Source organism: Nitrosophilus labii (genome assembly GCF_014466985.1).
In the GTDB taxonomy this organism is placed as follows: domain Bacteria; phylum Campylobacterota; class Campylobacteria; order Campylobacterales; family Nitratiruptoraceae; genus Nitrosophilus_A; species Nitrosophilus_A labii.
In genome coordinates this window covers 706,997-729,056 of the sequence record NZ_AP022826.1, presented here as the reverse complement: position 1 = coordinate 729,056, position 22,060 = coordinate 706,997, and the positions used below count along the sequence as shown (strand labels likewise).

The window sequence follows — 22,060 nt, the reverse complement described above, 5'->3', positions numbered from 1 at the left end:
AATAAAAAGGATTTACACAATGAGGTATATCAATACAGAAGAGGTAAAAAAAGCTATCAAAGAGGGAAAGGGGATAGATATTGATGAGATCTTGGAAGAATTCAAAGGTCTTTTAAAAGAGGTTTATCAGACTGCTACAGAAGTAGAGTTAACTGAGCATTTAGGATATGAGAAGCATCAAGTTTCAGATAATCCAAATTATCGTAATGGGTACAGTGAAAAAACTTTAAAGTCCAAATATGGGGATATAGAGGTTAAGATACCAAGAGACAGAAACGCTACCTTCGAACCAAAGCTTATCAAGAAGCGACAGACTCTCATAAAGGGGACAGAAGATTTAATTTTGTCTTTATATGCAAAAGGGATGAGTGAACAGATTTCAACACCATCTTGATGATTTATATGGGTATGAACTTTCTATTCAGACAATTTCCAATATAACAGAAGCAATAATAGATAAGGCAAAAGAGTGGCATAGTCGTCCGCTAGAGGCAATATATCCGATAATATTTATGGATGCTACAGTTTTAAAAATAAGAGTGGATAGAGTAGTTAAAAATATTGCTGCATATATAATGCTAGGCATAACTCTTGAAGGGAAAAAAGATATTCTTGGTATATGGATAGGTGAAAATGAAAGTTCTAAACAGTGGTTAACACTTTTAAATGAGATAAAAAACAGAGGTGTTGAAGATGTATTGATATTTGCAATAGACGGACTAAATGGATTTAAAGAGGCTATAGAGGCAGTTTATCCAAAGGCAGAAATTCAAAGATGTATTGTACACCAGATCAGAAATAGCCTAAAATTTGTATCTTGGAAAGATAGAAAAGAGGTAGCTAAAGATTTAAAGAGTATCTACACTTCATCAACCGAAGAAGAAGCAGAGCTTGCTCTTACAAATTTTAATGACAAATGGGGTCAAAAATATCCCCATATTACCCAGTCTTGGCAATCTAACTGGAATGAGCTATCTACATTTTTTAAATATCCCCAAGCTATAAGAAAACTGATTTATACGACAAATCCCATAGAATCGATAAATTCAAATATTAAAAAAAGAACAAAGTCTGTGGGTTCTTTTCCAACCATCGATTCAGCTTTTAAGCTTCTTTATCTTGCCACACAGGAGGTACAGCACAAATGGAGTAATACAAAAATCAGAAGCTGGAGTGAAATCTATCCTCAGCTTTGTATATTTTTCAGTGAAATTATGCAAAAATATACACGCTAAGGTTTTAAGGGCTTTAGGTGGTTTACACAGTTTATTTTACAGTCCCACTTGAATCTATCTCTTAAAACACAACAATTTTTCTGTTACTAAGTGGTACATTTTTACTTTGCACCTCTGGTACATTTTTAGGTTGCACTTGACATTTTGTATTGTATCAATTCCCCAAAGCTGCATAGGTTTAGTTTTAAGATTTTTTGGTTTACGATTTTTCCTTTCTCTTTTTTTGGGTTTAACTCTACCTTTAGTGTCTATACGATATGGGAATAATCTCATTTTATCAGGAGCTTTTGCTATTATTCTTCCTATTGTTGATTCTGAAGGAGTTTTTATTCCTTTTTTTTCACAAAAAGGTTTTAAAAGATGATAGAGTTTCGCCCTGCCTATATTGGGATATTTTTCTCTCAATCTTTTTATCTCTTGCACTATTTCCAAAGAGACTTTCGATTTTCTGACTTTTTTAGGTCTTGTAGATTTTGGATTAAGTAAGACAACATCTCCTTTTGCCTCTTTTAAAGCTCTTTTCCAGCGATATAGTGTTCTTCTACTTACTCCAAAAGCATCTATTGTAGCTTCCAATCCATACTTTTGCCAAAAATCTAAAATCTTTTTTCTTCTTCTTGCCTCCTCGCTTATCATAAGCGAATTGTAGTATATCCTTTCTAATCTTTTATACCCTTTGACCCCTAGCAACGTGTATCTGATTTGCACTCCCTTCCCTCCTTATAGGAGTGCCATATCTTTTTGAATCTGTACAGGCCACTACTTTTTTATTTTCGTAACTGCATCTTCATTATTCATAAAAACTACTCAATTTGCTATTTTTATTTTCTCTTTTGTGATATAATTTTTCAAAACTAAAAAATGGTGAGTGTAAGTGAAAAAGCCTAGTATCGTTTTAATTGCCTTTTTAACCTTTCTATATGCCGAAAAAGCAGATGTTGTAGAGGCTAAAATCAAAAAAAGTTTTGGAGGTAGCTACGTAGCTTATGTGCATATAAAGCATAAAGACGTAGACGAAAAACATTTTGTAGATCATTGGCAAATCTTAAATCAAAACAGAAAACTTATTGCGCCTAGAGTTGTTTTTAAACCTCATCCAAATGAGAAGATCATCTACTCTGACCTTTATGGATTCAAGATACCCAAAGGAACCAAAAAACTAATCTTTAGAGCTCACTGTTCAAAAGATGGATACGGCGGAAAAGAGTTCGTTATAGATCTAACCAAAGAAGAAACAAGAGAGAAAAAAACTAAAGATAGTAAATAACATCTTATATCTTTAACTCGTTAAACTTTCCTTTTTTCACTATCTTTCCATTATCTAAAATATAGATATAATCTGCTTGCATTATAGTACTAGCTCTATGGGCAATTATAATAGTAGTTCTGTTTTTTAAGAAATCTTTTAGCGAATTAAAAAGTTTCTTCTCGGTATCTATGTCTATAGCTGAGGTAGATTCGTCAAAGATTACTACTTTAGGATTTTGTAAAATCATTCTAGCTATCGCTATACGCTGCCTTTGCCCTCCGGAAAGTTTTATGCCTCCTTTGCCTACAAGAGTATCTAAACCTTTTTCCATATCTTTCACCACATCTTCCAACTGAGCCATTCTTAACGCCTCTTGAAGCTTTTCTTCATCGAACTTTTTACCTAAAGTTATATTAAATCTCACCGTATCGTTAAAAAGAACTGGAGTTTGTAAAACTAAAGAGACGTTTTCTCTAACTACGTCTAAACCAATCTCTTTAATAGAGACTCCGTTATAGTAAACCTCACCACTATTTATTGGATAAAAACCGACTAAAATCCTAGAAAGAGTTGTTTTACCGCTTCCGCTAGCACCAACGATTGCCGTCTTTTTACCCGCCGGTATCGTCATATTTAGATCTTTTAATATCTCTTTGTTCTCTTTATAGCCAAAATATACATTCTCTAGTCTAATCTCTATAGCTCTACCTTCATTAAAAGGATTTTTTAGATGTGGATATTTTGGCTCCTTTTTTAAAGCTAGTAGCTCGTTTATCCTCTCTAGAGCCACGTTTGCATTTTTGTAAGCGTACTGAATACCCAAAATCTCCTGTATGGGAGTCATCATAAACCAAAGATAGCCGAATATTGCCAACATCAAACCGATACTAAGATCAGAGTAAGCAACAGCCAAAATACCAGCAGCCCTGAAAATCTCAAAACCGGATACAAAAACTAAAAAACTAAGCCTTGAAGCAGCATCGCTTTTCCAACTAAAAGTGATAGATTTTTCTTTTACCTCTTTAGCCTTTTTAATAATATTTTCAAAAAAATATCTCTCTTTATTAGCGGCACGTATCTGCTCAAAAACCTCTAGCGTTTCTATCAACGCCTTTTGAAAGATCTCGATAGCACTATTTTCTTCTCTTTTAAGCTTTGCAACATATCTTGATAGTTTAGTAGAAAAAACAACTACCATAGGATTTAAAAAAAGTATAAAAAGCGCCAACTGCCAATGAATAAAGAGCAAAACAACACAAATTCCTATCAATGATAGTACGGAAATTAGAAGTCTGCTTATGGAGATACTTAGAAACTTATCTAAAGTCTCTATGTCGGTTACCAGCCTTGAGGCAACGCTTCCACTTCCCAAAAGCTCATATTCGGCCATTGAGACTCTCTCTAAATGAGTTAAAACATCTTTTCTAATCTTATATGTTATCTTTTTTGAGATTGTCTCAAAAATCCTATTTTGCAAAACGTTTAAAGCTACATACGAAAACCTCAAAAAAAGCACAGCCATCAACACAATAATAGTATAGTAAAATGCACTTCCGCTACCCAAAATCTTGTCTATTGTACCAAGAATCCAACCCGGTCTATCTAACAAGATCTCATCAACTAACACCGGCATCAAAAGAGGTGTAGGAACACTTGCCAATGTAGCTAAAATGGCCACTATTTGAGCTATAATAAAACGTTTTTTATCTCTTTTTAAAAGCTCATATATCTTTTTCCAACTATATCGATTTTCCATAAAAGGATTTTATCTAAAAAGTTTTAATCTCTTTTAAATTCTGCCTCTTTTAATATATTAAATTTTACAAATTCCTCTAGATTAAACTTTTTTGCAAGAGCAGGTTTTACTTTATAAAAGCCGATTTTTGCAACTACTCTTTTTCCTTTAATATCTTCATCTATTTTTACTACTCTTTTTTCTTTAGCTTTAATCATACTATCTTTTATGACACTATCGGCAACCCAAGGAGGTGTAGGCTTGCCATCTTTTCCTATGACTCTCTCAAACATTTGTTCAACTCTTTTAATAAGCTTTTCACCCTTATAAATCTCAACAATAAGTTTTGCCGCTCTCATAGGATGTAAAAGAAGATCATGTGGTGCATGATTAAAAATTTCAACTAAAAAATAGCCATTTTTTGGAATCACTTTTAAATCTACATATTTCGCCAACATTTTAGGATTGTTTTTTACCCCTGCAAATCCATGAAACGCATGTGTTGGAGTATTTACCCTATCTGAAAGAGAACCTTCAACTTGAGGCATATGACAGGTAATGCAGTTTTGTTCTAAAGTGTTATTACTATCGGTTTTACATACCACAAAACCGTTGCCGTTTTGCTTATGGGAGTGACAGCCCATACAAGTATCACCATTTTTATGAATAAGATTTGTTTTGATTATCTTATGATACTCTGATCTTATTTGAGGATTTCTAGTCCCGTAATATACACCTTTTTTATCTAAAATAATATTTTCATTCGCTTTTGGATGCTCTTTAATTGCCTCAATCCTGTGGCAATATGCGCAAGCAATCGCCTCGTTATACTCCTCTTCATATTTTTGACTATTTATCAATTTGAGATCCTTAACAGTTGGAGTATGACATTTGCCGCAAACATATTTTTTAGCATTTTTAGCACTTTTGTACGCCTCCCATACCGCTTTATGGATAGAATCATTTTTTGTAGTGGAGTTAAAGTGTGGAGAATTTTTATACTCTTCATATATATCTAAATGGCATCTTATACACTGCTTAGTCTTTGCAAAATCTCCTTTTATCTCCATAGACTTAGTAGTTGCGCTACCAGCAAAAATATTTGCTAAAATAGCACTTTTTACGATAAAAAGCAGCAATAAAACTTTTCTCATCTCTCACTCTCACTTTTTTAGATTATATGTTATTATAATTATTATAAGAAAGATTAAAAAATGACCTGTATCAAAAAATCTTTTATAAAAGAGTTAAAACAGTAGCTTTAATAATCAATAAGCTCTTTAACGGTTATTTTTGCACTCTTTGCTAAAGAGTCTAAGTTATATCCACCTTCTAGTAAAAAAGCAATCGGTTTATCCTTTGCAAAATCTAAAATTTTTCGAATGAGCGCTCTAAGTCCTTCAAAACTAATCTGCGCGGTTGAGATAAACTCATCCCTCATCAAATCATATCCAGCACTAACTAAAACAATATCAAAATCAAACCATTTTGGAAGGTCATCATAAAGTTTTAAAAATGTCTCATCATCGCAGTAATCATCATAAGGTCTATTTAGATTATAACCTTTGCCTTTACCTTTTCCAATCTCATCTTCACTTCCAGTAAAGTAAGGGTAGTTGTTTCTCTCATGGGTGCTAAAGAAAAACACTGTATCATCTTCATAAAATATATCTTGCGTACCGTTCCCGTGATGAACGTCAAAATCGATTATCATAACTTTTTTATAGCCTACACTTTGAGCATATCTTGCCATTAAAGCAATATTGTTAAATATACAAAAACCCTGCCCTGTTCTTTTTTCGGCATGATGTCCCGGTGGGCGGATATTTAAAAAGGCTCTTTTTATTTCTCCTCTTTTAAAAGAGTCGATTATAGGTTTAGTTGAACCGGAGGCCGTTAATGCTACTTCGTAACTCATAGGAGAGAGAATCGTGTCTTCATTTAAAATTATCCTATAGCCATTATCGTATGCACTCTCTACCCAATCTACATAATGTTTTTCATGTATTTTATAAAGTTCTTCTTTTGTAGCTCTTTTTACATTATAACGTTTTAAATCAAACTCTTTTAAAATTTCGTCTATGACAACAATTCTGTTTTTGTTCTCGATATGCTCTGCGGTATCGTGCATAGTAAATATTTCATCATATATATATCCAACCATATTTTAACCTTAGTTTAATGGAATTGGGAATTAGAAATTTGGAATTGGGAATTTGCACCAATACCAACACTAACACCCTTCACCTCCCCCCCCTTTCTACCTTCATCCTTCTACCTTCTATCTCCCCCTTCATCTCTATCTATTCGTGATTCGTGATAAGGGATAAAACTATCACTATCACTCTTCACTCCTAACTTCATACTCCATACTAACGACTAAAATACAACTACTTCGATAATTTAATTTTTAGCTTTTGCTTTCCTTTTTCTACTCCCGGCTGATTGTAAGTATCAATATCAAGCATTGTTCCCACCGCAGAAGTTAGCAACTCAAAGTAGTAGATCAAATATCCGGCACTATTTTCGTTAAGTTCGTTTATCTCAATAAGATCAACTGGAACATCAGCCTCCATTATGGACTCCATAGTTGCATCGCACTGAGTATTGATAATAGTTTGAAATCTTCTGCCATTTACAAAATCGGTAGTTTCGAGATATGGCAAAGAGATATGAGGCACTGTAATAGGTAGTTCAAAGTTTTTAAGCTTTAAAAAGGTTACCGTTTTATCTTTTGGTCCTTCAACTATTAGTTGCAAAAAGGAGTGCTGATCGATGGAGCCTATAAGACCTATAGGTGTAAGTCCAACTCTTTCTGTATCTTTTCTTTTTTTGCCAAGACTCTCTCCCCAAAGCTGTATATACCACTTGTTAAACGCTTCAAACATAGAAGAGTAAGAAAAAAGAATATTTATATTTTTCTTTTTTCTATTTTTGTAATAATAGTAAGCTTTTTTAAACATTAAAAGTTTTGTACCTTGTGTTAAAAACTCATCCCTCATTATTTTTGCACCCTCTAAAAGCTCTCTAACGTCATACCCCAAAACAGCTAAGGGGAAAAGTCCTACGGGACACAAAACCGAAAATCTTCCGCCTACATTTTTTGGTATATGAAACGTTTTCCAGCCCCTCTCAACTGCAAGTCTATCCAAAGGAGAGTCTTTATCGGTTATAACGGCTATTTTATGTTCAAGATCAAGTCCCTTTATAGGATCTTGCATCAATGAGAAGATATACTTTGTTATAGAGATAGTCTCTATAGTCGTTCCAGATTTTGATATAACTACTATGAAAGCTCTACTTAGATCTATCTTTTTGATACTGTTTGTTAGATAAAGTGGATCTAAATTTTCTAAAAAATGTATATTTACGATATTTCTGTTATGGCTAAATTTCAAAAGAGTATCTATAGCTCTAGTTCCAAGCGAAGATCCGCCTATACCGATAACTACCAGATCTTTTATAAGATTATTTGATAAATAATGATTTTTTGAGATAAAATCGTAAATTTCTTCAACAATGCTATCTTGATTTACGGGAAGATCGTAATATCCCGAAATACCTTCTTTCATCTCTTTTATTATCTTTTCATAAGCTTCCTCAATCTTTGCCAAACCGTCCTTTTTAATTTCAGGTTCAAAAAAGAGTCTCTTTTTTATCATCGCATCCCTTTATATATATCTACCAAAGCCTCACAAAACTTATCGCTATCATTTACGCATTCAGCCACTCTATAATCTTCAAATCCCAACTCTTTTGCAATATGGGCGTATTCTATATGAAGCTCAAAAAGCGTTTCGCTGTTGTCTAGTATAAATGAAATAGGATAAATAATCACTTTTTTGTTATCCAACTCTTTTAACTTATCTTCTAGTGAAGGCTCTAACCATTGAACCGGTCCCAATTTTGACTGATAGGCTAGATGTACATTTTTAAATTTGACTCCCTTCTCTTTTAACATCTCTTTTAAAATATTTACATGCTCTTCTACTTCAAATTGGTAAGGATCACCGCTTTTGATAATCTTTTTTGGTAGAGAGTGAGCCGAAAAGATCAGATCAAACTCATTTGCTTCATCATCTTTTAAAGTCTCTTCAATCTTCTCTATAATAGCTTCATTATAGAGTCTATTTTTGTAAAAATTTGAGATATCGTGAAATCTAGCGTGAAAACCGTAACCTTTTGCGGTATTGTAAAAATCCTCTAATGAGGATTTAACTGTAGTTTTCGAATATTGAGGATACAAGGGGATCAAGAAAACTTCATCTACACCTCTTGATATAAGCTCTTTTATAGCCTCTTTGGCAAAGGGAGGAGTATATCTCATAGCAGCCGTTATATAAAGTTGTGGCAGATACTTTGAAAGTTTTTCGATAAGCTTCTTCGTATAAAGGTTTAAAGGACTTTTTCCTCCAAGTTTTTCATAGTTTGTTCTAGCCTCTTTTTTTCTAGAAAATGTTATCATAAAAGCTACCAATTTTCTTAAAAGCTCATTTTTGATCGGTAATATATTTGGATCGTTAAACATATTTTTTAAAAATAGTTCTACCTCTTCCAAACTATTTGGACCGCCCATATTTAAAAGAACTATAGCTTTCATTTAAGCCTCTTTAAAAATCTGTAAAAATATCTGTCCATATCGACCCTTTCATCTATCTCTTTAGAGTTAATTATAAAATCTGATAATATTTTAGCCAAGTAGGGACCAAAAACAAAACCTCTACCTCCAAATCCATTTATAATATAAACTCCTTTTTCTCTCGGTAACTCACTTTTTTTCGGCTTTTTTTTCACACCTTTAAAAAGTTTTAACGCCTCTTTTAAATCTATCAACTCTCCTACGATAGGTAGATGATCATTAACGCTAGATCTTACACCGCAATACATCTGCAAAAGTTCTATCTCTTCAAATTCCGCCATTTTCTTTGCCTCTTGCAGTAAAGAGCCATCAGGCCTACAAAAGTTTTGATTTATATTTTCCAATCTTTTATGGGTTGCGCCTATAACGATTTTATCTTCTATTTTCTTCGATATGGATATCTTTTTATGCACCGAGTATGGGAGATTTAAAGAGCTTTTAACGTCAAACCTGATCCCGGCTACTTTGCCAATCTTGATATAACTCTCATTTAAAAGTTCGTCCCAAGCTCCGGTAGCTAAGATTACACTTTTACCTTTAAATCCTTCCACATTAAAAAAATTATCCTCTTTTTTCAACTCTTTTACCAAGATAGCGCATTTTACATCGATATCTTTTAAGAGCTCTTCACAAAGATTTTTAGCATTTATTACGCCTCCATCTTTAAAAAAGATACCTCCAAATTTTTTTGCATAATCTTTTAAATCCTCTATCTCATCAGAAGAGAGTATAGTATGCTCTACGTCTAAAAACTTTTTATACTCTTCAAATTTTTTAGCATCCTCATCATCTTTTGGAACTCTTAATATACCCGTTTGATGAAAAAGGTGCGAGAAATTTTTTTTATAAAAATCTACGCTAAATCTGAAAGCTTCGTTGGTAACTTTTTGAAGAGGGCCTCCACGCCCTAGTCTAGGAGATATAAAAGCACCGGCGGCTCCGCTACCTCCGCTTGCTATTTCATTTTGTTCCAATACTAAAACTTTGGCTCCGCCTTTTTTCAAAAAGTAAGCGGTATGAGCACCAGCACTACCGGCTCCAATGACTATAAAATCATAAATCACAACAACCTCTAATTAAGTAAATTTAAATCGATATCTCCTTGATATCAGCTATCTTTTTAAACTCTTTATAGATTGAGGCGATTAGATTTTTTCGATTGTTTTTTATCTTTTCCTCATCTACGTTTACTAAAACGTGATCAAAAAATCTGTCAATAACCGGTTTTAATCCAAAAAGAGCATCTAGTTTAGACTCATATCTATCATAATCTTTTTTCAAAATTTCATTAAAACTATCCCAAAGCTCATGTTCATATTTGCTTTCAAAAAGAGTCTCTTTAACTGTTGTCTCTTTTTCAATATCTACATCTTTTACGATATTCGCAACTCTTTTAAAAGTGGTAAAAATCTCTTTGAAATCATCACTCTCAACTATGCTTTTTAAAGCCTCTATCTTTTTGGCAATCTCTAAAATATCTCTCTCTCCGCTCCCTATTACGGCTTTTACGACGGAAGGATTCACATCGAAAGAGTGATATATCCTCTCTATAAAAAACTCTTCCAATATTTTGGTATCAAACTCTTTATACTCATCTTTTAACTCTTCAAAAATTTTTGAGACGTCAAAAGGGATCTCTTCAGCTAGAACAATCTTAATAATACCCAAAGCTGCTCTTCTAAGAGCGAAAGGATCTCGTGAACCTGTTGGAATCTTTCCTATACTAAATAGAGCCATCAGCGTGTCTAATTTAACAGATATAGATATCAATGAAGTAAACAAAGTTGTAGGAAGCTCGCTATCTTCTCCCTTAGGATAATACTGCTCTTTAATAGCCAAAGCAACTAACTCATCCTCTTTTTGCTTTAGAGCATAATAATACCCCATAACCCCCTGAAGTTCAGTAAATTCATAAACCATTTCCGTCAGTAGATCGGCTTTTGAGAGCATAACCGCTCTTTCTATTAGGGCTTTTAGCTCACCTTCGTTCAAAGAGGTTTGTTCAATAAGTCTATTTTTGTACTTTTCAAAAAGAGTTAGAGCAACTTTTAGCTCTCTTAACTCTTTGTCAAATAAAGAGCCGAGCTCATCCATAAACGTAACATCTTTCAATCCTTCAGGGTCGAGTCCTTTTTTAAGATCGTTTTCCCAAAAGAAAAGAGCGTCTGATAGTCTGGCTCTCAAAACTCTCTCATTTCCTTTTACAACTAGCGAAAAATCATCGGTTTTAGCATTAGAAACTACAACAAAACCGTTATATAAAGAACCGTTTTTAAATATCGGAAAATATCTTTGATGCCCTTTCATACTAGTGATGATAACTTCTGGAGGAAGCTCTAAAAATTGCTCCTCAAATTCGCCTTTTAAAGCGGTAGGATACTCGGTAATAGCAACAACCTCATCTAAAAGCTCTTCATCTTTTTCTATATGGATACTCTCATTTTTCTCAAGTTCTTCAAACTCTTGTAAAATCTTTTCGTATCTTTTATCTTGATAGAGAATTACCCCGTTTTTTTCAAGCTTTTCAAAATAATCTTTTGCGTCTTTTAGTTCTATCTTATCCATCGTAACCGATCTATGGCTGTATGTGAAGTTTGAAGAGTTTATACCGTATATTTTATATTCGAAGAACTCTTTTTCCAGATTTACTATAGCCCATCTAATAGGCCTTATGAACTCCTCTTTAAGGCTTCCCCATCTCATAGCTTTTCCGAAATTTAGGGATTTAAGCCACTTTACTATCATATCTTCAAAAAGCTCTTTGGCCTCTTTTCCTTTAATAGTCCTTTTATAGTACAAAACCTCTTTGTTTCCTTTTTGGGCTCGACCCAAACTCGCAACATCAACACCGCACTTTTTAGCAAAACTTAAAGCCGCTTTGGTAGGTTCAGAGTCTTTAAAGGCTATCTCAATGGGGGCGCCATAAAGCTCCTCTTCGAAATCTGGCTGTTTTACGGGAAATTTAGGATGCCACAGAACCAACCTTCTTGGAGTGTAAAAAAACTCAAATTCGCAAACTAAAGAGTTCTCTTCTAAAATTTTCTCCCACTTTTTTTCGATATTTGGAAGCTCTTTTAAAAAAGGTAGTGCAGGAAGTTCCTCGACACCAATCTCTATTAAAAGCGGTTTTAACATATCTATCCTTTACATTGTTCTAAAACGTTTACAAGATGAATTTTCTTACTGTTTCTATAAATATAAAAATCTCTATCAATAGTTAGAATTTTGTCGATATTTAATTTATTTGATAACACAATCAAAGAGGAGTCTGCCAAATCCATAGGAACATCAAGATATTTCTCCATATAATTTATAATATTTATTAAATCTTCATTATCTAAACTGACGATCTCTATCCCTCCAATGCTAACCCATTTTAAAAAATCTATCTGCACTTGCAAATTAAAATCTAAAATATGGGAAACTTCCGTAATGACGGGCCATGTAGAATAGAGTTTTCCTTTGAAATCCTTTAAAAAGTCCAAAACTTTTTTATGAAACTTATCATTTTTATCAAAAAGAGCAATAATTGTGCCGCTATCTATTATGATTTTTTCCATATATTTTTTCTTTTATTTTCGATTTGTATGTTGTTGATAAATCTTTTTCGCCGCTTCCATACTTTCCAAAATATTTTTTCCCCAGCTCATATGGGGTTTTTTTAGATAGATACTCTTTAATAGCCTCTTTTACAAGCTTTGATTTTGTGATATTAAACTCTTTAGAAAAAGTCTCTATCTTCTGTTCAAGCTCTTTATCAACTCTAATACAAAGCATATTATATATCCTTTTTTTTAAAATTGTATCACATTTTGTAATACATTTCAATCTTCATCCTCTCCTCTTTTATGGTGTCCTTTTTGGTGATGATAACCAACTATCAACCACACCATAAATAAAACAAATAAAATAACAACAATAGTATCTATAATCTCTTTCATATAAAACCTTTGGTTTATTGGGAATTAGGAATTGGGAATTGGAAATTGGTTAAAATAGTTAAGTTGCTTTATAACTAATAGTCCTACTAAACTATTTAATTAAAAATTCAATTTCCCAATTCCTAATTCCCAATTCCAAATATCATCCCACTCATCATACTCACCTCCTCGTCAATATCTAATGTCCACAAAAACTATCAATATTTTGTTTTATCGCTTCGTATAAAATAATTCCAACACTAACAGAAAGATTTAAACTTCTTCCGTTTTCGCACATTGGAATAGTAATTGCGTTTTGCCAATTTTTTCGCATAAACTCCATAGGAAGACCTTTGGTTTCGCTACCAAATATTAAAAAATCTCCGGGTTTAAAAGTAACCTCAAAATACGGCTTTTTCGATTTGGTAGTTGCGAAAAAAAATCTATCAAGATACTTTTTATTCTCTTTATAAAACTCTTCTAAACTCTCCCAAATAACCAAATCAAGCTTTTCCCAGTAGTCCAACCCTGCCCTTTTAACCGCTTTTTCGCTTATATCAAATCCTAAGGGCTTTACTAAATGCAAAGTTGAGTTAGTATTAACACAAAGTCTACCTATATTTCCGGTATTTGGCGGGATTTGAGGATTTACTAAAACTATGTTAAACATTTTAGATTTCGGACTACTAAAATATTACCGTCTTGTTCGCATATACGAAAATTCTATCTTCTAAAGCAAGTTTCAACGCTTTGGCAAGAACCACTTTTTCAACGTCTCTACCAGCATTTCTCATATCCTGCCAGGAATATGTGTGATCTACGTGTATCACGTCTTGAGCTATAATAGGTCCTTCATCAAGATTATTGTTTACAAAATGCGCCGTAGCCCCTATAATCTTAACACCCCTATCATACGCTTGTTTGTAAGGATTGGCTCCTATAAAAGCCGGCAAAAAAGAGTGGTGGATATTGATGATTTTGTTTTCATATTTTTGAACGAAATCTGGCGTTAAAATCCTCATATATTTTGCCAATACTATATAATCTATCTTTTCAAACATCTCAAGAAGTGCCAAAATTTTCTCTTCGTGCTCACTTCTTTGAAGTGTCTCTACGGGAACGTGAAAATAGTCGATTCCAAACTTCTCAACAAGAGGTCTTAAAATATCATAATTTGATATAACAGCAACGATATCCGCTTCTAATTCCCCATCATAATGGCGGATAAGAATATCTCCTAAGACATGCGATTCTTTAGTCGCCATTAAAACAATCTTTTTTCTTCTAGGCTCAATTACCTTTATGTTAGCCTCAGCCGGCAACGCCTCTTTTAAAGAGTTTTCAAGAAGGTTTTTATCTATTTTGCCGCTTACTTCGCTTCTCATAAAAAATTTTCCGTTTGTTTTATCGACGAACTCGTCATTTTTTTCAATATTTAAACTATTTTCAAAAAATATTTTAGAAACTTTAAAAACTAGTCCTTTCTCATCTTTGCAATCTATCAAAACTCTATAGTTTCTCATTCTTTTCCTTTGAAATTTTTTCTTATCATATCAAGTCTTCTTCTTTTTAGCTCAGTCCCTAGCTCTTTACCGATAAATCCTTTTTTTAAAAGCTCTTTAGGATATATTCCACCATCAAAACTTCTATCCCAAAAACCTAATTTTTTCGCTCTAATTTTAACATCTTCTTTATAATTTCCTAACCAGTTTTTTAGAGGATAAATTATCGAAAGTGCAACCAAAAAACGATCACTTCTGCTTCTTGGCAAATGTTTTTGTCTTTTAAAGATTTTATAATACTCATTAGGGGTTTTTAAAATATCCAAAAAATAGAAAAAGTTTTTATGAAGATTTTTTCCAATAATATATAAAAAATAGAACTTATAGATCTCTTTTTCAAAAAGATGTCGATTTTTGGCAAGTTCAAAAGCAGTTCTGAAAAAAAAATCTCTATTTGGTTCTAGATTAAAAATCTTTTTAAAAATGCCTAAAACTAAAAGATAATAGAGGCCAAAATGGAGATTTTTAGCTTTGAACATCTTCTCAAATTCCCAAAAAATCCTCTCGCTGCTGAGATCATTTAGCTCTATATCTTTCATAATTTCACAAGATTTTTTCTCTATCTTATAGCCAAATCTAGCGCTAAACTGCATAGCTCTTAAGACTCTTAGGCTATCTTCTTTGAATTTTTCTTCATCGATAATGGATATTCTTTTTTTAAATATATCCTCAATTCCTCCCCAAAAATCCAAAATCTTTCCATCAAATATATTTAACATCAAAGCGTTCATCTTAAAATCACGCCTCCTAGAAGCCTCTTTCTCGCTTTTAGCAAGCTCCACTTTGAAACCTTTATGCCCTTTGCCGATTTTACTTTCAACCCTAGGAAGAGATATATCAATGTTTTCTTTATATTTATATACGAAAAACGACTTGCCGACCCCTTTAGCATTTAGTTTTTGCATAAGAGATTCGAAAAAAGTTTTATCAACTCCATATACCTCAATATCTAGATCAACAATCTCTATATTTTCTTTATGATATCTTTTTCTTATCATATCTCTAACAGCACCGCCTACAAGATAGACTCTATCCGTATAAGGTTTGAAGAAATCTTTTAAAAAACCAATCTCTTTTTGAAGATTTTTTGGAAGAAATGTTTCATAATCGGGGAAAAGCTCCCCGTTTTTAATCTTCGGAAGCATATTGCGCTATTAGCGAGCCCATCTCGTTTGTGGTAACTATCTCTTTGGCGTCAAAACCGCTTAAATCTTTTGTTCTGTAACCCTCTTTCAAAACTCTCTTTATAGCTCTATCTATTCTATCTGCCGCTTTATCTTCTCCAACTTGATATCTTAACATCATACTAGCGCTAGCAATCGTAGCTATAGGGTTTGCAATACCCTGTCCGGCTATATCCGGTGCGCTTCCATGAATAGGCTCATAAAGTCCGTGTTTATCGCCCACCGAAGCACTTGGCAAAAGACCGATAGAACCGCTTAACATACTAGCTTCATCGCTTAAAATATCACCGAAAATATTTCCGGTTAAGATAACGTCAAACTGTTTCGGATCGCGAACTAGTTGCATAGCCGCATTATCTACATACATATGTTCTAGCGTAACTTCAGGATAATCTTTAGCAACCTCTTCTACGGTCTCTCTCCAAAGCTGACTCACTTCTAGCACATTAGCTTTATCTACAGATGTAACTTTGAGCCTTCTTTTTTGAGCTATCTCAAAAGCGATCTTTGCGATTCTTTCAATCTCTGCTTTAGTATAAACCATCGTGTTATAAGCTCTATCCTCCTCAAACGCTCTTGGCTGACCAAAGTATATACCGCCTATTAGTTCTCTCACCACTAAAAGGTCCACACCTTTTATAACTTCCGGTTTTAAAGTACTTGCATTGATAAGTTCGTCATATACGGTAACAGGTCTTAAATTTGCATATACGCCAAGAGCTTTCCTAAGTTTCAAAAGCCCGGTTTCGGGTCTTTTGTCTCTAGGTAAACTGTCCCATTTCTCACCGCCGATAGCTCCAAAAAGTATAGCATCAGCATTTTTAGCCCCCTCTACAGTCTCTTCCGGTAGAGGATCACCAAAAACGTCGTAAGCGGCCCCACCCATCAGATACTCTTTGTAAGAGAGCTCAAAACCCTCTTTCACACTTACGGCATCTAGTACTTTTATAGCTTCATCTACAATCTCGGGACCTATACCGTCACCTTTGATAACGGCTATTTTGTATTTTCTCATCTTTCCTCCATAGTTTTAGTTAAAAAGGTTATTCGATAACAATAAGCAAACAACTCAATCAGTTAACTACTCACCCTTTTTTAACATCTCCGCTTTTGCATAATTTATAAGACCGCCACAAGCAAGAAGTTCTTGCATAAAAGGCGGTATAGGAGAGAATTTATACTCTATATTTTTATTGACATCTTTGATGATTCCTTTATCCATATCGATTGAGATCAAATCTCCTTCATTTATCTTATCGGAATCTTTTAACTCAAAAATCGGCAATCCCATATTAAATGCGTTTCTATAAAATATTCTTGCAAAACTTTTTGCTACCACTGCAGCTACTCCTGCAGCCTTCAAAGCTATTGGGGCATGCTCTCGGCTACTTCCGCAACCAAAATTTTCTCCCGCCACAATAATATCACCAGGATTCATTTTTTTTGCAAACTCAGGATCTGCGTCTTCCATAACATGTTTTGCAAGTTCATGGGGATCCGAAGTTGTAAGATATCGTGCAGCTATGATAAGATCGGTATCTATATTGTCACCAAATTTCCAAACCTTACCTGTTATAATATTCATATCAAATTCCTTCCAGCCTTAAAAAATTTAAGTGATTTTACCAAAAATTGAAAAAAAATAAAACTTTCATTCAAGTAAGTTTAATATAATTAAAATTATTAATTATTTTTTAAATATTTTTGTGTATAATCGGGCAAGATTTGGGCATTAGACAAATTTTATAAGGAGCAAACTCAATATGGCTGCTACTAAAACAACTACTTCCAAAACAAAAAACCTAAATAAAAAACTTGAAGAGCTTTTTGAAGAGCACAAAAACTCCAATTTGACATATGAAAAGGTTGTGGAAGCTTTCGATAAACAGCCTACTTTGGCTCAAGCAAAAAAAGTTAAGTCTTTAACTGACAAATATAACGTAAAGCTTATCACATCTGCTGAAGCGGCGAAACTTTTAAATATTGAAGAAAAAGAAAAAAAAGAGGAAGCAAAAAAGAGTCTATCGGAAGAAGAGCTAGCGGAAGAGTTCGATCTTATGAAAGAAAAAGAGCTTCTTGAATGGAGCAGAAGCGATAGTCCGGTTAGAATGTATTTAAGAGAGATGGGACAGATTCCTCTTCTTACAAAAGAGGAAGAGATTGAACTATCAAAAAAGATAGAAATTGGCGAAGATATTATACTAGACGCTATATGTTCAATCCCTTATTTAATAGATTTTATACTTGATTATAAAGAACCTTTAATCAACAGAGAAAGAAGAGTAAAAGAGCTATTTAAAAGTTTTGAGGAAGAAGATGAAAACGAAGATAGTGATGAAAGCGCAGAAGATAAACAAAATAGTAAAAGAACCAAGAGAGAAAAAAAGGTTATAGAAGCCTTCAAAGCTTTAGAAAAAGCAAAAAAGGATTGGTTAAAAGTTAGAGACAAAGAAGTTCCGAAAGATGCAAGCGATGAGGAGAAGTTATATCACCAATTACTTTTAACGTACAAAAAAAAGATCTTAAAAGAAAAACTGATGGAACTAGGCCCTACTAGTAAACTCATAAATGAACTTGTAAAATCTATAGAAACGGCTCTAAAAAGTGACGAAGGATTTGAAAAAGAGCTAAAAAGATTAGAGTATAAATTGCCTCTATTTAACGAACATCTAAGAGAAAACCATAGAAAGATTTTGAAAAATATAACAAATATGAGTAAAGAAGATATTGCCGCAGCCGTACCTGAAGCAACCATGGTGAGCACATATATGGATATTAAAAAGCTATTTTTAGCTAAAGAGGCAAGTAAAAAAGGTTTTAACCTTGAACCTGAAAAGCTTCAAGAAATATTAGAACAGATTAAAAGAGGAAAAAAGATAAGTGAAGAGGCCAAAACCAGAATGGCCAAATCAAACTTAAGACTTGTGGTTTCCATCGCTAAAAGATATACCAATAGAGGATTGCCGTTTTTGGATCTGATCCAAGAGGGAAATATTGGTTTGATGAAAGCAGTTGATAAATTTGAATACAAAAAGGGATATAAATTTTCTACTTATGCTACATGGTGGATAAGACAGGCAATATCTAGAGCGATTGCGGATCAGGCAAGAACTATAAGAATACCTATCCATATGATTGAAACTATAAACAGAATTAACAAAATAATAAGAAAACATCTACAAGAGACTGGAAAAGAGCCTGATGTAGAAACTATAGCCAAAGAGGTGGGATTAAGTGTAGATAAAGTCAAAAACGTTATTAAAATAACCAAAGAGCCTATAAGTCTTGAAGCTCCTATAGGAAGTGACGAGGACGGTAAGTTTGGTGATTTTATAGAGGATAAAAGTACCGTAAATCCTCTTGAGGCAATTCTTAAAGAGGATTTAAAACATCAAATAGAAGATGTCTTGGATCAATTAAACGAAAGGGAAAAAGCCGTTATTAGAATGAGATTTGGTCTGATGCCTGATGAAAGCGATAGGACTTTAGAGGAGATAGGAAAAGAGTTAAACGTTACAAGAGAGAGAGTAAGACAGATAGAATCTAGTGCGATTAAAAAACTAAAACATCCAAAAGTCGGCAAAAAACTGAAAAATTATATAGAAGAATAGGCTTTTAGAGGCAATTTTGCCTCTAAATCTATCCGTCTTAAGGAAGATTATGGATTTTTATGAAAAATTTATAGAGTATGATTATAATCCTTTTATCCTTTTCAACAAAAACGGAAAAGTTATGTCCGTAAATCAAGAAGCACAATATCTACTTGGCTACATATCCTCCCATGAACTGTATCAATTAGCATTAAGTTATGCAAGCAATAGTTACGGTTTTAAAACAACTTTTGTAAATTTAGAATATGGAAGATACAAATTTTTCGCAGTATGCGTAGGATACGAAAATGATGAAGAGATAGGACTAAGACTTTACAGATATCCGGAACTCAAAATAGAAACTATTGAAGAGAGTGATGCTGATCTTGTAAATATATATGCTTTGATAGATCTTTGCATAAGCGCAAACGCAACTAAAAGTAAAGCGAAATTTGTTAAAGATATAGATCCTACATTACCTGAAATTAAACTCAATACCGAAAGATTTATAAAACTTCTCAATAAAATTTTTGATAGATTTAAAGATTCGGATCAGATAAAAATCAAATTGCATATAAATATAGGTGAATATATCAAAATAAGAGATAAAAAATATACGCTTTTTGCTATAGAAATTATAGGAAAAAGATTTGACAAAGATGATATAGAAAAGCTTAAAAATCTCGCAAAAACAATCAACTCTTACCTTGAAATTGAGTCTAATAAAATAACACTCAATATTCCGATGATCACTTCCTAACAAAAGTAAAAACCATAGCCGAAATAGGCACTAAAGATAGTCCCACCATATATGCTATGGCATCAAACATCTTCTTATCTATAAGAATCAAAACCGAAACAACCAAAAAAAGATATCCAAATATTCTATATATAGATAAAAAACCGCTACTAGTTAAAATGAAGTTTTTTATACTCTCTTTTGGACTCTTTAATCTTTTTTTCTCCTCTTCGAAAATCTGTTTTGCGTCAATTTGGGACTCTTTTAGCTCTTCTTCATAAAGATTATATGGATCTTCGATTTTATCTATCAAATCTTTATCATCTAAAATATTTTGCTCTTTAGCTCTTTTTAAAACTACTCTTCTATAACCTAAAAAAGAGCCACCGGTGACTATTAGAGAGGATATCAAAGCTACTTGAGTATTTAAAATATAAAGATAATCTTTATTGGTCAAAAAATAAAGAATTATTAATAGATCTAAAACTATTAAGATAAAGAAAAAGTTTCTCATTTTTTAAACTCTTGTAGTTCTTCATCTTTATCTTTTATTTGATAATTTTTATATTTGGGATCTTTTGCCAGCTCTTCTAACTCATTTTTTTGTTTTTGATATGCTTTATAGATATTTAAAATAGCTGCACTAACACCCCAAAAAACACCCAACCATAAAAGCCAAGAGTATCCGAACATACTTTTCATCCACAGACCCAGACCCACGCCTATTAAAATTGCTACAACAACAGATACTCCCAATGAGAGAGCCTCCGCTCCCTCGATTATTTTTCTATATTTTGGCGGCTTCTCTTCCATTTCTTCCCTTTAAAATTTTTATATCAGTTTAAAAACCTCTTTAGTCTTTTCTACGGTTTCATCTATCAACTCATCAGTAATAGGAGTAGAAATAAAACCTGTTTCAAACTGACTACAAGCAAAATAGACCCCTCTTTTTAACATCTCTTGATGAAACTTGGCAAATCTTTTCGTATCTGACTTCAAAGCATCGTCAAAATTTTTAACCTCGTTTTCATTAAAGAAAAATCCAAACATACTTCCTCTAACATCTATTTGTAAAGGTACAGAAGCATTATCTGCGGCCTCTTTTAGTCCTTTAACTAAATTTTTCGCTCTTTTTTCAAGAGTTTCGTAAATTGTAGGATCTTTTTTTAGTCTTCTTACAGTTATAAGTCCGGCAGCCATTGCTACGGGATTACCGCTTAGAGTGCCTGCCTGATAAACGGGGCCTTCTGGAGACAATTGATTCATAATCTCTGCTTTTCCTCCAAAAGCCCCTACGGGCATTCCCCCTCCTATAACTTTACCTAAAGTTACTAAATCAGGTTTAACCGAGGTCAATCCAGATGCACCTTTTAAGCTAGCTCTAAATCCGCTCATAACTTCATCAAAAATTAAAAGTGCTCCTTTTTCATCACAAAGCTCTCTAAGAGAAACCAAAAACTCTTCTTTGGCAGGAACTAATCCCATATTGCCCGCAATAGGTTCAATAATGACACAAGCAATATCATCACTAGCTTCAAAACACCTTTTTACACTCTCTATATCGTTGTATTTGGCTAAAAGGGTATGTTTTGTCAGATCCGAAGGAACCCCTGGACTACTTGGATTACCAAAAGTTGCAGCCCCACTTCCAGCTTGAACCAAAAGAGAGTCGCTATGGCCGTGGTAACAGCCTTCAAACTTTACTATATCGTCACGCCCGGTAAATCCCCTTGCAAGTCTAATAGCGCTCATTACGGCCTCTGTTCCGCTATTTACAAATCTAACCTTGTCTATAGAGTCGAAAAGTTCTACAATCTCTTTTGCTAGTTCTGTTTCTAAAAGTGTAGGAGCTCCAAAACTCAAACCCTTCTTTGCCGTTTCAAAAACTGCATTCAAAGTCTCTTCATTAGCGTGACCAAAGATTAAAGGTCCCCAGCTTTGTACATAGTCTATATATCTATTTGAATCTATATCTATAAGATAAGCCCCTTCTCCCCTCTCAATAAAAACCGGTGTTCCACCAACGTTTTTAAATGCTCTAACGGGTGAATCTACACCTCCGGGAATATAATTTTGCGCCTCATCGAAAGCTTTTAAACTGTTTTTAAACATTTTACATCCTTTGTTTAATATATTTAAACTATTAATAAAATTGTATAAAAATATTGATTAATAGCTTTTAAAAGATTATAATCACTTTATGATTT

General features: G+C 33.4%; 20 protein-coding genes and 2 pseudogenes. 4 read left to right on the top strand and 18 right to left on the bottom strand.

Features of this window, described 5'->3' with window-relative positions:
* Positions 1-19 precede the first annotated feature (19 nt).
* Positions 20-1,235 (top strand): annotated as a pseudogene (locus tag NIL_RS03665) (IS256 family transposase).
* Positions 1,236-1,352: 117 nt separating this feature from the next.
* Here NIL_RS03665 and NIL_RS03660 read toward each other — a convergent pair.
* Positions 1,353-1,943 (bottom strand): annotated as a pseudogene (locus tag NIL_RS03660) (helix-turn-helix domain-containing protein); the annotation flags it as partial.
* Between the two features lie 166 nt (positions 1,944-2,109).
* On the opposite strand from NIL_RS03660, the gene NIL_RS03655 reads away from it, so the two are divergent.
* Entirely contained in the window at positions 2,110-2,502 is a 393-nt protein-coding gene (locus NIL_RS03655) for a hypothetical protein (RefSeq protein WP_187648265.1), read from the top strand.
* A gap of 4 nt (positions 2,503-2,506) precedes the next feature.
* Here the strand turns inward: NIL_RS03655 and NIL_RS03650 are convergent, their stop codons facing one another.
* The 14 genes from NIL_RS03650 to NIL_RS03585 form a co-directional block, all read right to left on the bottom strand.
* Positions 2,507-4,240 (bottom strand): ABC transporter ATP-binding protein, encoded by a 1,734-nt coding sequence (locus NIL_RS03650; RefSeq protein WP_187648264.1) that lies wholly within the window; start codon positions 4,238-4,240, stop codon positions 2,507-2,509.
* A gap of 23 nt (positions 4,241-4,263) precedes the next feature.
* On the bottom strand, positions 4,264-5,373 hold the full coding sequence (locus tag NIL_RS03645) for a multiheme c-type cytochrome (protein WP_187648263.1): 1,110 nt from the start codon (positions 5,371-5,373) through the stop codon (positions 4,264-4,266).
* A 107-nt stretch (positions 5,374-5,480) separates the two neighbouring features.
* Positions 5,481-6,383: a histone deacetylase family protein gene (locus NIL_RS03640; RefSeq protein ID WP_187648262.1), complete on the bottom strand. Its 903-nt coding sequence runs from the start codon at positions 6,381-6,383 to the stop codon at positions 5,481-5,483.
* 226 nt (positions 6,384-6,609) lie between these two features.
* Entirely contained in the window at positions 6,610-7,881 is a 1,272-nt protein-coding gene (locus NIL_RS03635) for a glucose-6-phosphate isomerase (RefSeq protein WP_187648261.1), read from the bottom strand.
* Entirely contained in the window at positions 7,878-8,819 is a 942-nt protein-coding gene (gene hemH, locus NIL_RS03630; RefSeq protein WP_187648260.1) for a ferrochelatase, read from the bottom strand. The genes NIL_RS03635 and hemH overlap by 4 nt, the downstream gene beginning before the upstream one ends.
* Positions 8,816-9,922 (bottom strand): NAD(P)/FAD-dependent oxidoreductase, encoded by a 1,107-nt coding sequence (locus NIL_RS03625; RefSeq protein ID WP_187648259.1) that lies wholly within the window; start codon positions 9,920-9,922, stop codon positions 8,816-8,818. The genes hemH and NIL_RS03625 overlap by 4 nt, the downstream gene beginning before the upstream one ends.
* A 22-nt stretch (positions 9,923-9,944) precedes the next feature.
* The gene (gene glyS / locus NIL_RS03620) at positions 9,945-11,993 is read right to left on the bottom strand and encodes a glycine--tRNA ligase subunit beta (RefSeq protein ID WP_187648258.1); all 2,049 of its coding nucleotides are present in this window, start codon (positions 11,991-11,993) and stop codon (positions 9,945-9,947) included.
* Positions 11,994-11,995: 2 nt separating this feature from the next.
* Positions 11,996-12,418, bottom strand: coding sequence for a type II toxin-antitoxin system VapC family toxin (locus NIL_RS03615; RefSeq protein WP_187648257.1), 423 nt, complete (start codon positions 12,416-12,418; stop codon positions 11,996-11,998).
* Positions 12,396-12,635: a ribbon-helix-helix domain-containing protein gene (locus NIL_RS03610; protein WP_187648256.1), complete on the bottom strand. Its 240-nt coding sequence runs from the start codon at positions 12,633-12,635 to the stop codon at positions 12,396-12,398. The genes NIL_RS03615 and NIL_RS03610 overlap by 23 nt, the downstream gene beginning before the upstream one ends.
* Before the next feature lie 342 nt (positions 12,636-12,977).
* Positions 12,978-13,448 (bottom strand): tRNA (cytidine(34)-2'-O)-methyltransferase, encoded by a 471-nt coding sequence (locus NIL_RS03605; protein WP_187648255.1) that lies wholly within the window; start codon positions 13,446-13,448, stop codon positions 12,978-12,980.
* A gap of 16 nt (positions 13,449-13,464) precedes the next feature.
* Positions 13,465-14,301 carry a formyltetrahydrofolate deformylase gene (gene purU, locus NIL_RS03600; protein WP_187648254.1) on the bottom strand — a complete coding sequence of 279 codons (837 nt, stop codon included), beginning with the start codon at positions 14,299-14,301 and terminating at the stop codon, positions 13,465-13,467.
* Positions 14,298-15,485, bottom strand: a complete 1,188-nt coding sequence (locus tag NIL_RS03595; RefSeq protein WP_187648253.1) for a tRNA nucleotidyltransferase/poly(A) polymerase-related protein — start codon at positions 15,483-15,485, stop codon at positions 14,298-14,300. Before NIL_RS03595 ends, purU begins: the two co-directional genes overlap by 4 nt.
* Positions 15,469-16,539, bottom strand: a complete 1,071-nt coding sequence (leuB, locus tag NIL_RS03590; RefSeq protein WP_187648252.1) for a 3-isopropylmalate dehydrogenase — start codon at positions 16,537-16,539, stop codon at positions 15,469-15,471. Before leuB ends, NIL_RS03595 begins: the two co-directional genes overlap by 17 nt.
* Positions 16,540-16,605: 66 nt before the next feature.
* Entirely contained in the window at positions 16,606-17,109 is a 504-nt protein-coding gene (locus tag NIL_RS03585; protein ID WP_187648251.1) for a 3-isopropylmalate dehydratase small subunit, read from the bottom strand.
* Between the two features lie 178 nt (positions 17,110-17,287).
* On the opposite strand from NIL_RS03585, the gene rpoD reads away from it, so the two are divergent.
* Both rpoD and NIL_RS03575 read left to right on the top strand, forming a co-directional pair.
* A complete protein-coding gene (gene rpoD, locus NIL_RS03580; RefSeq protein WP_187648250.1) occupies positions 17,288-19,135 on the top strand; it encodes an RNA polymerase sigma factor RpoD in 1,848 nt (615 codons plus the stop codon).
* A 49-nt stretch (positions 19,136-19,184) separates the two neighbouring features.
* Positions 19,185-19,874, top strand: coding sequence for a hypothetical protein (locus tag NIL_RS03575; RefSeq protein WP_187648249.1), 690 nt, complete (start codon positions 19,185-19,187; stop codon positions 19,872-19,874).
* Here NIL_RS03575 and NIL_RS03570 read toward each other — a convergent pair.
* Genes NIL_RS03570 through hemL form a run of 3 tightly spaced genes read right to left on the bottom strand, consistent with a single transcriptional unit; the run spans position 19,864 to position 21,965 of the window.
* A complete protein-coding gene (locus tag NIL_RS03570) occupies positions 19,864-20,367 on the bottom strand; it encodes a hypothetical protein (protein ID WP_187648248.1) in 504 nt (167 codons plus the stop codon). The genes NIL_RS03575 and NIL_RS03570 overlap by 11 nt on opposite strands.
* Positions 20,364-20,666: an AtpZ/AtpI family protein gene (locus NIL_RS03565; RefSeq protein WP_187648247.1), complete on the bottom strand. Its 303-nt coding sequence runs from the start codon at positions 20,664-20,666 to the stop codon at positions 20,364-20,366. The genes NIL_RS03570 and NIL_RS03565 overlap by 4 nt, the downstream gene beginning before the upstream one ends.
* Positions 20,667-20,684: 18 nt before the next feature.
* Positions 20,685-21,965 carry a glutamate-1-semialdehyde 2,1-aminomutase gene (gene hemL, locus NIL_RS03560; RefSeq protein ID WP_187648246.1) on the bottom strand — a complete coding sequence of 427 codons (1,281 nt, stop codon included), beginning with the start codon at positions 21,963-21,965 and terminating at the stop codon, positions 20,685-20,687.
* Between the last annotated feature and the right edge of the window lie 95 nt (positions 21,966-22,060).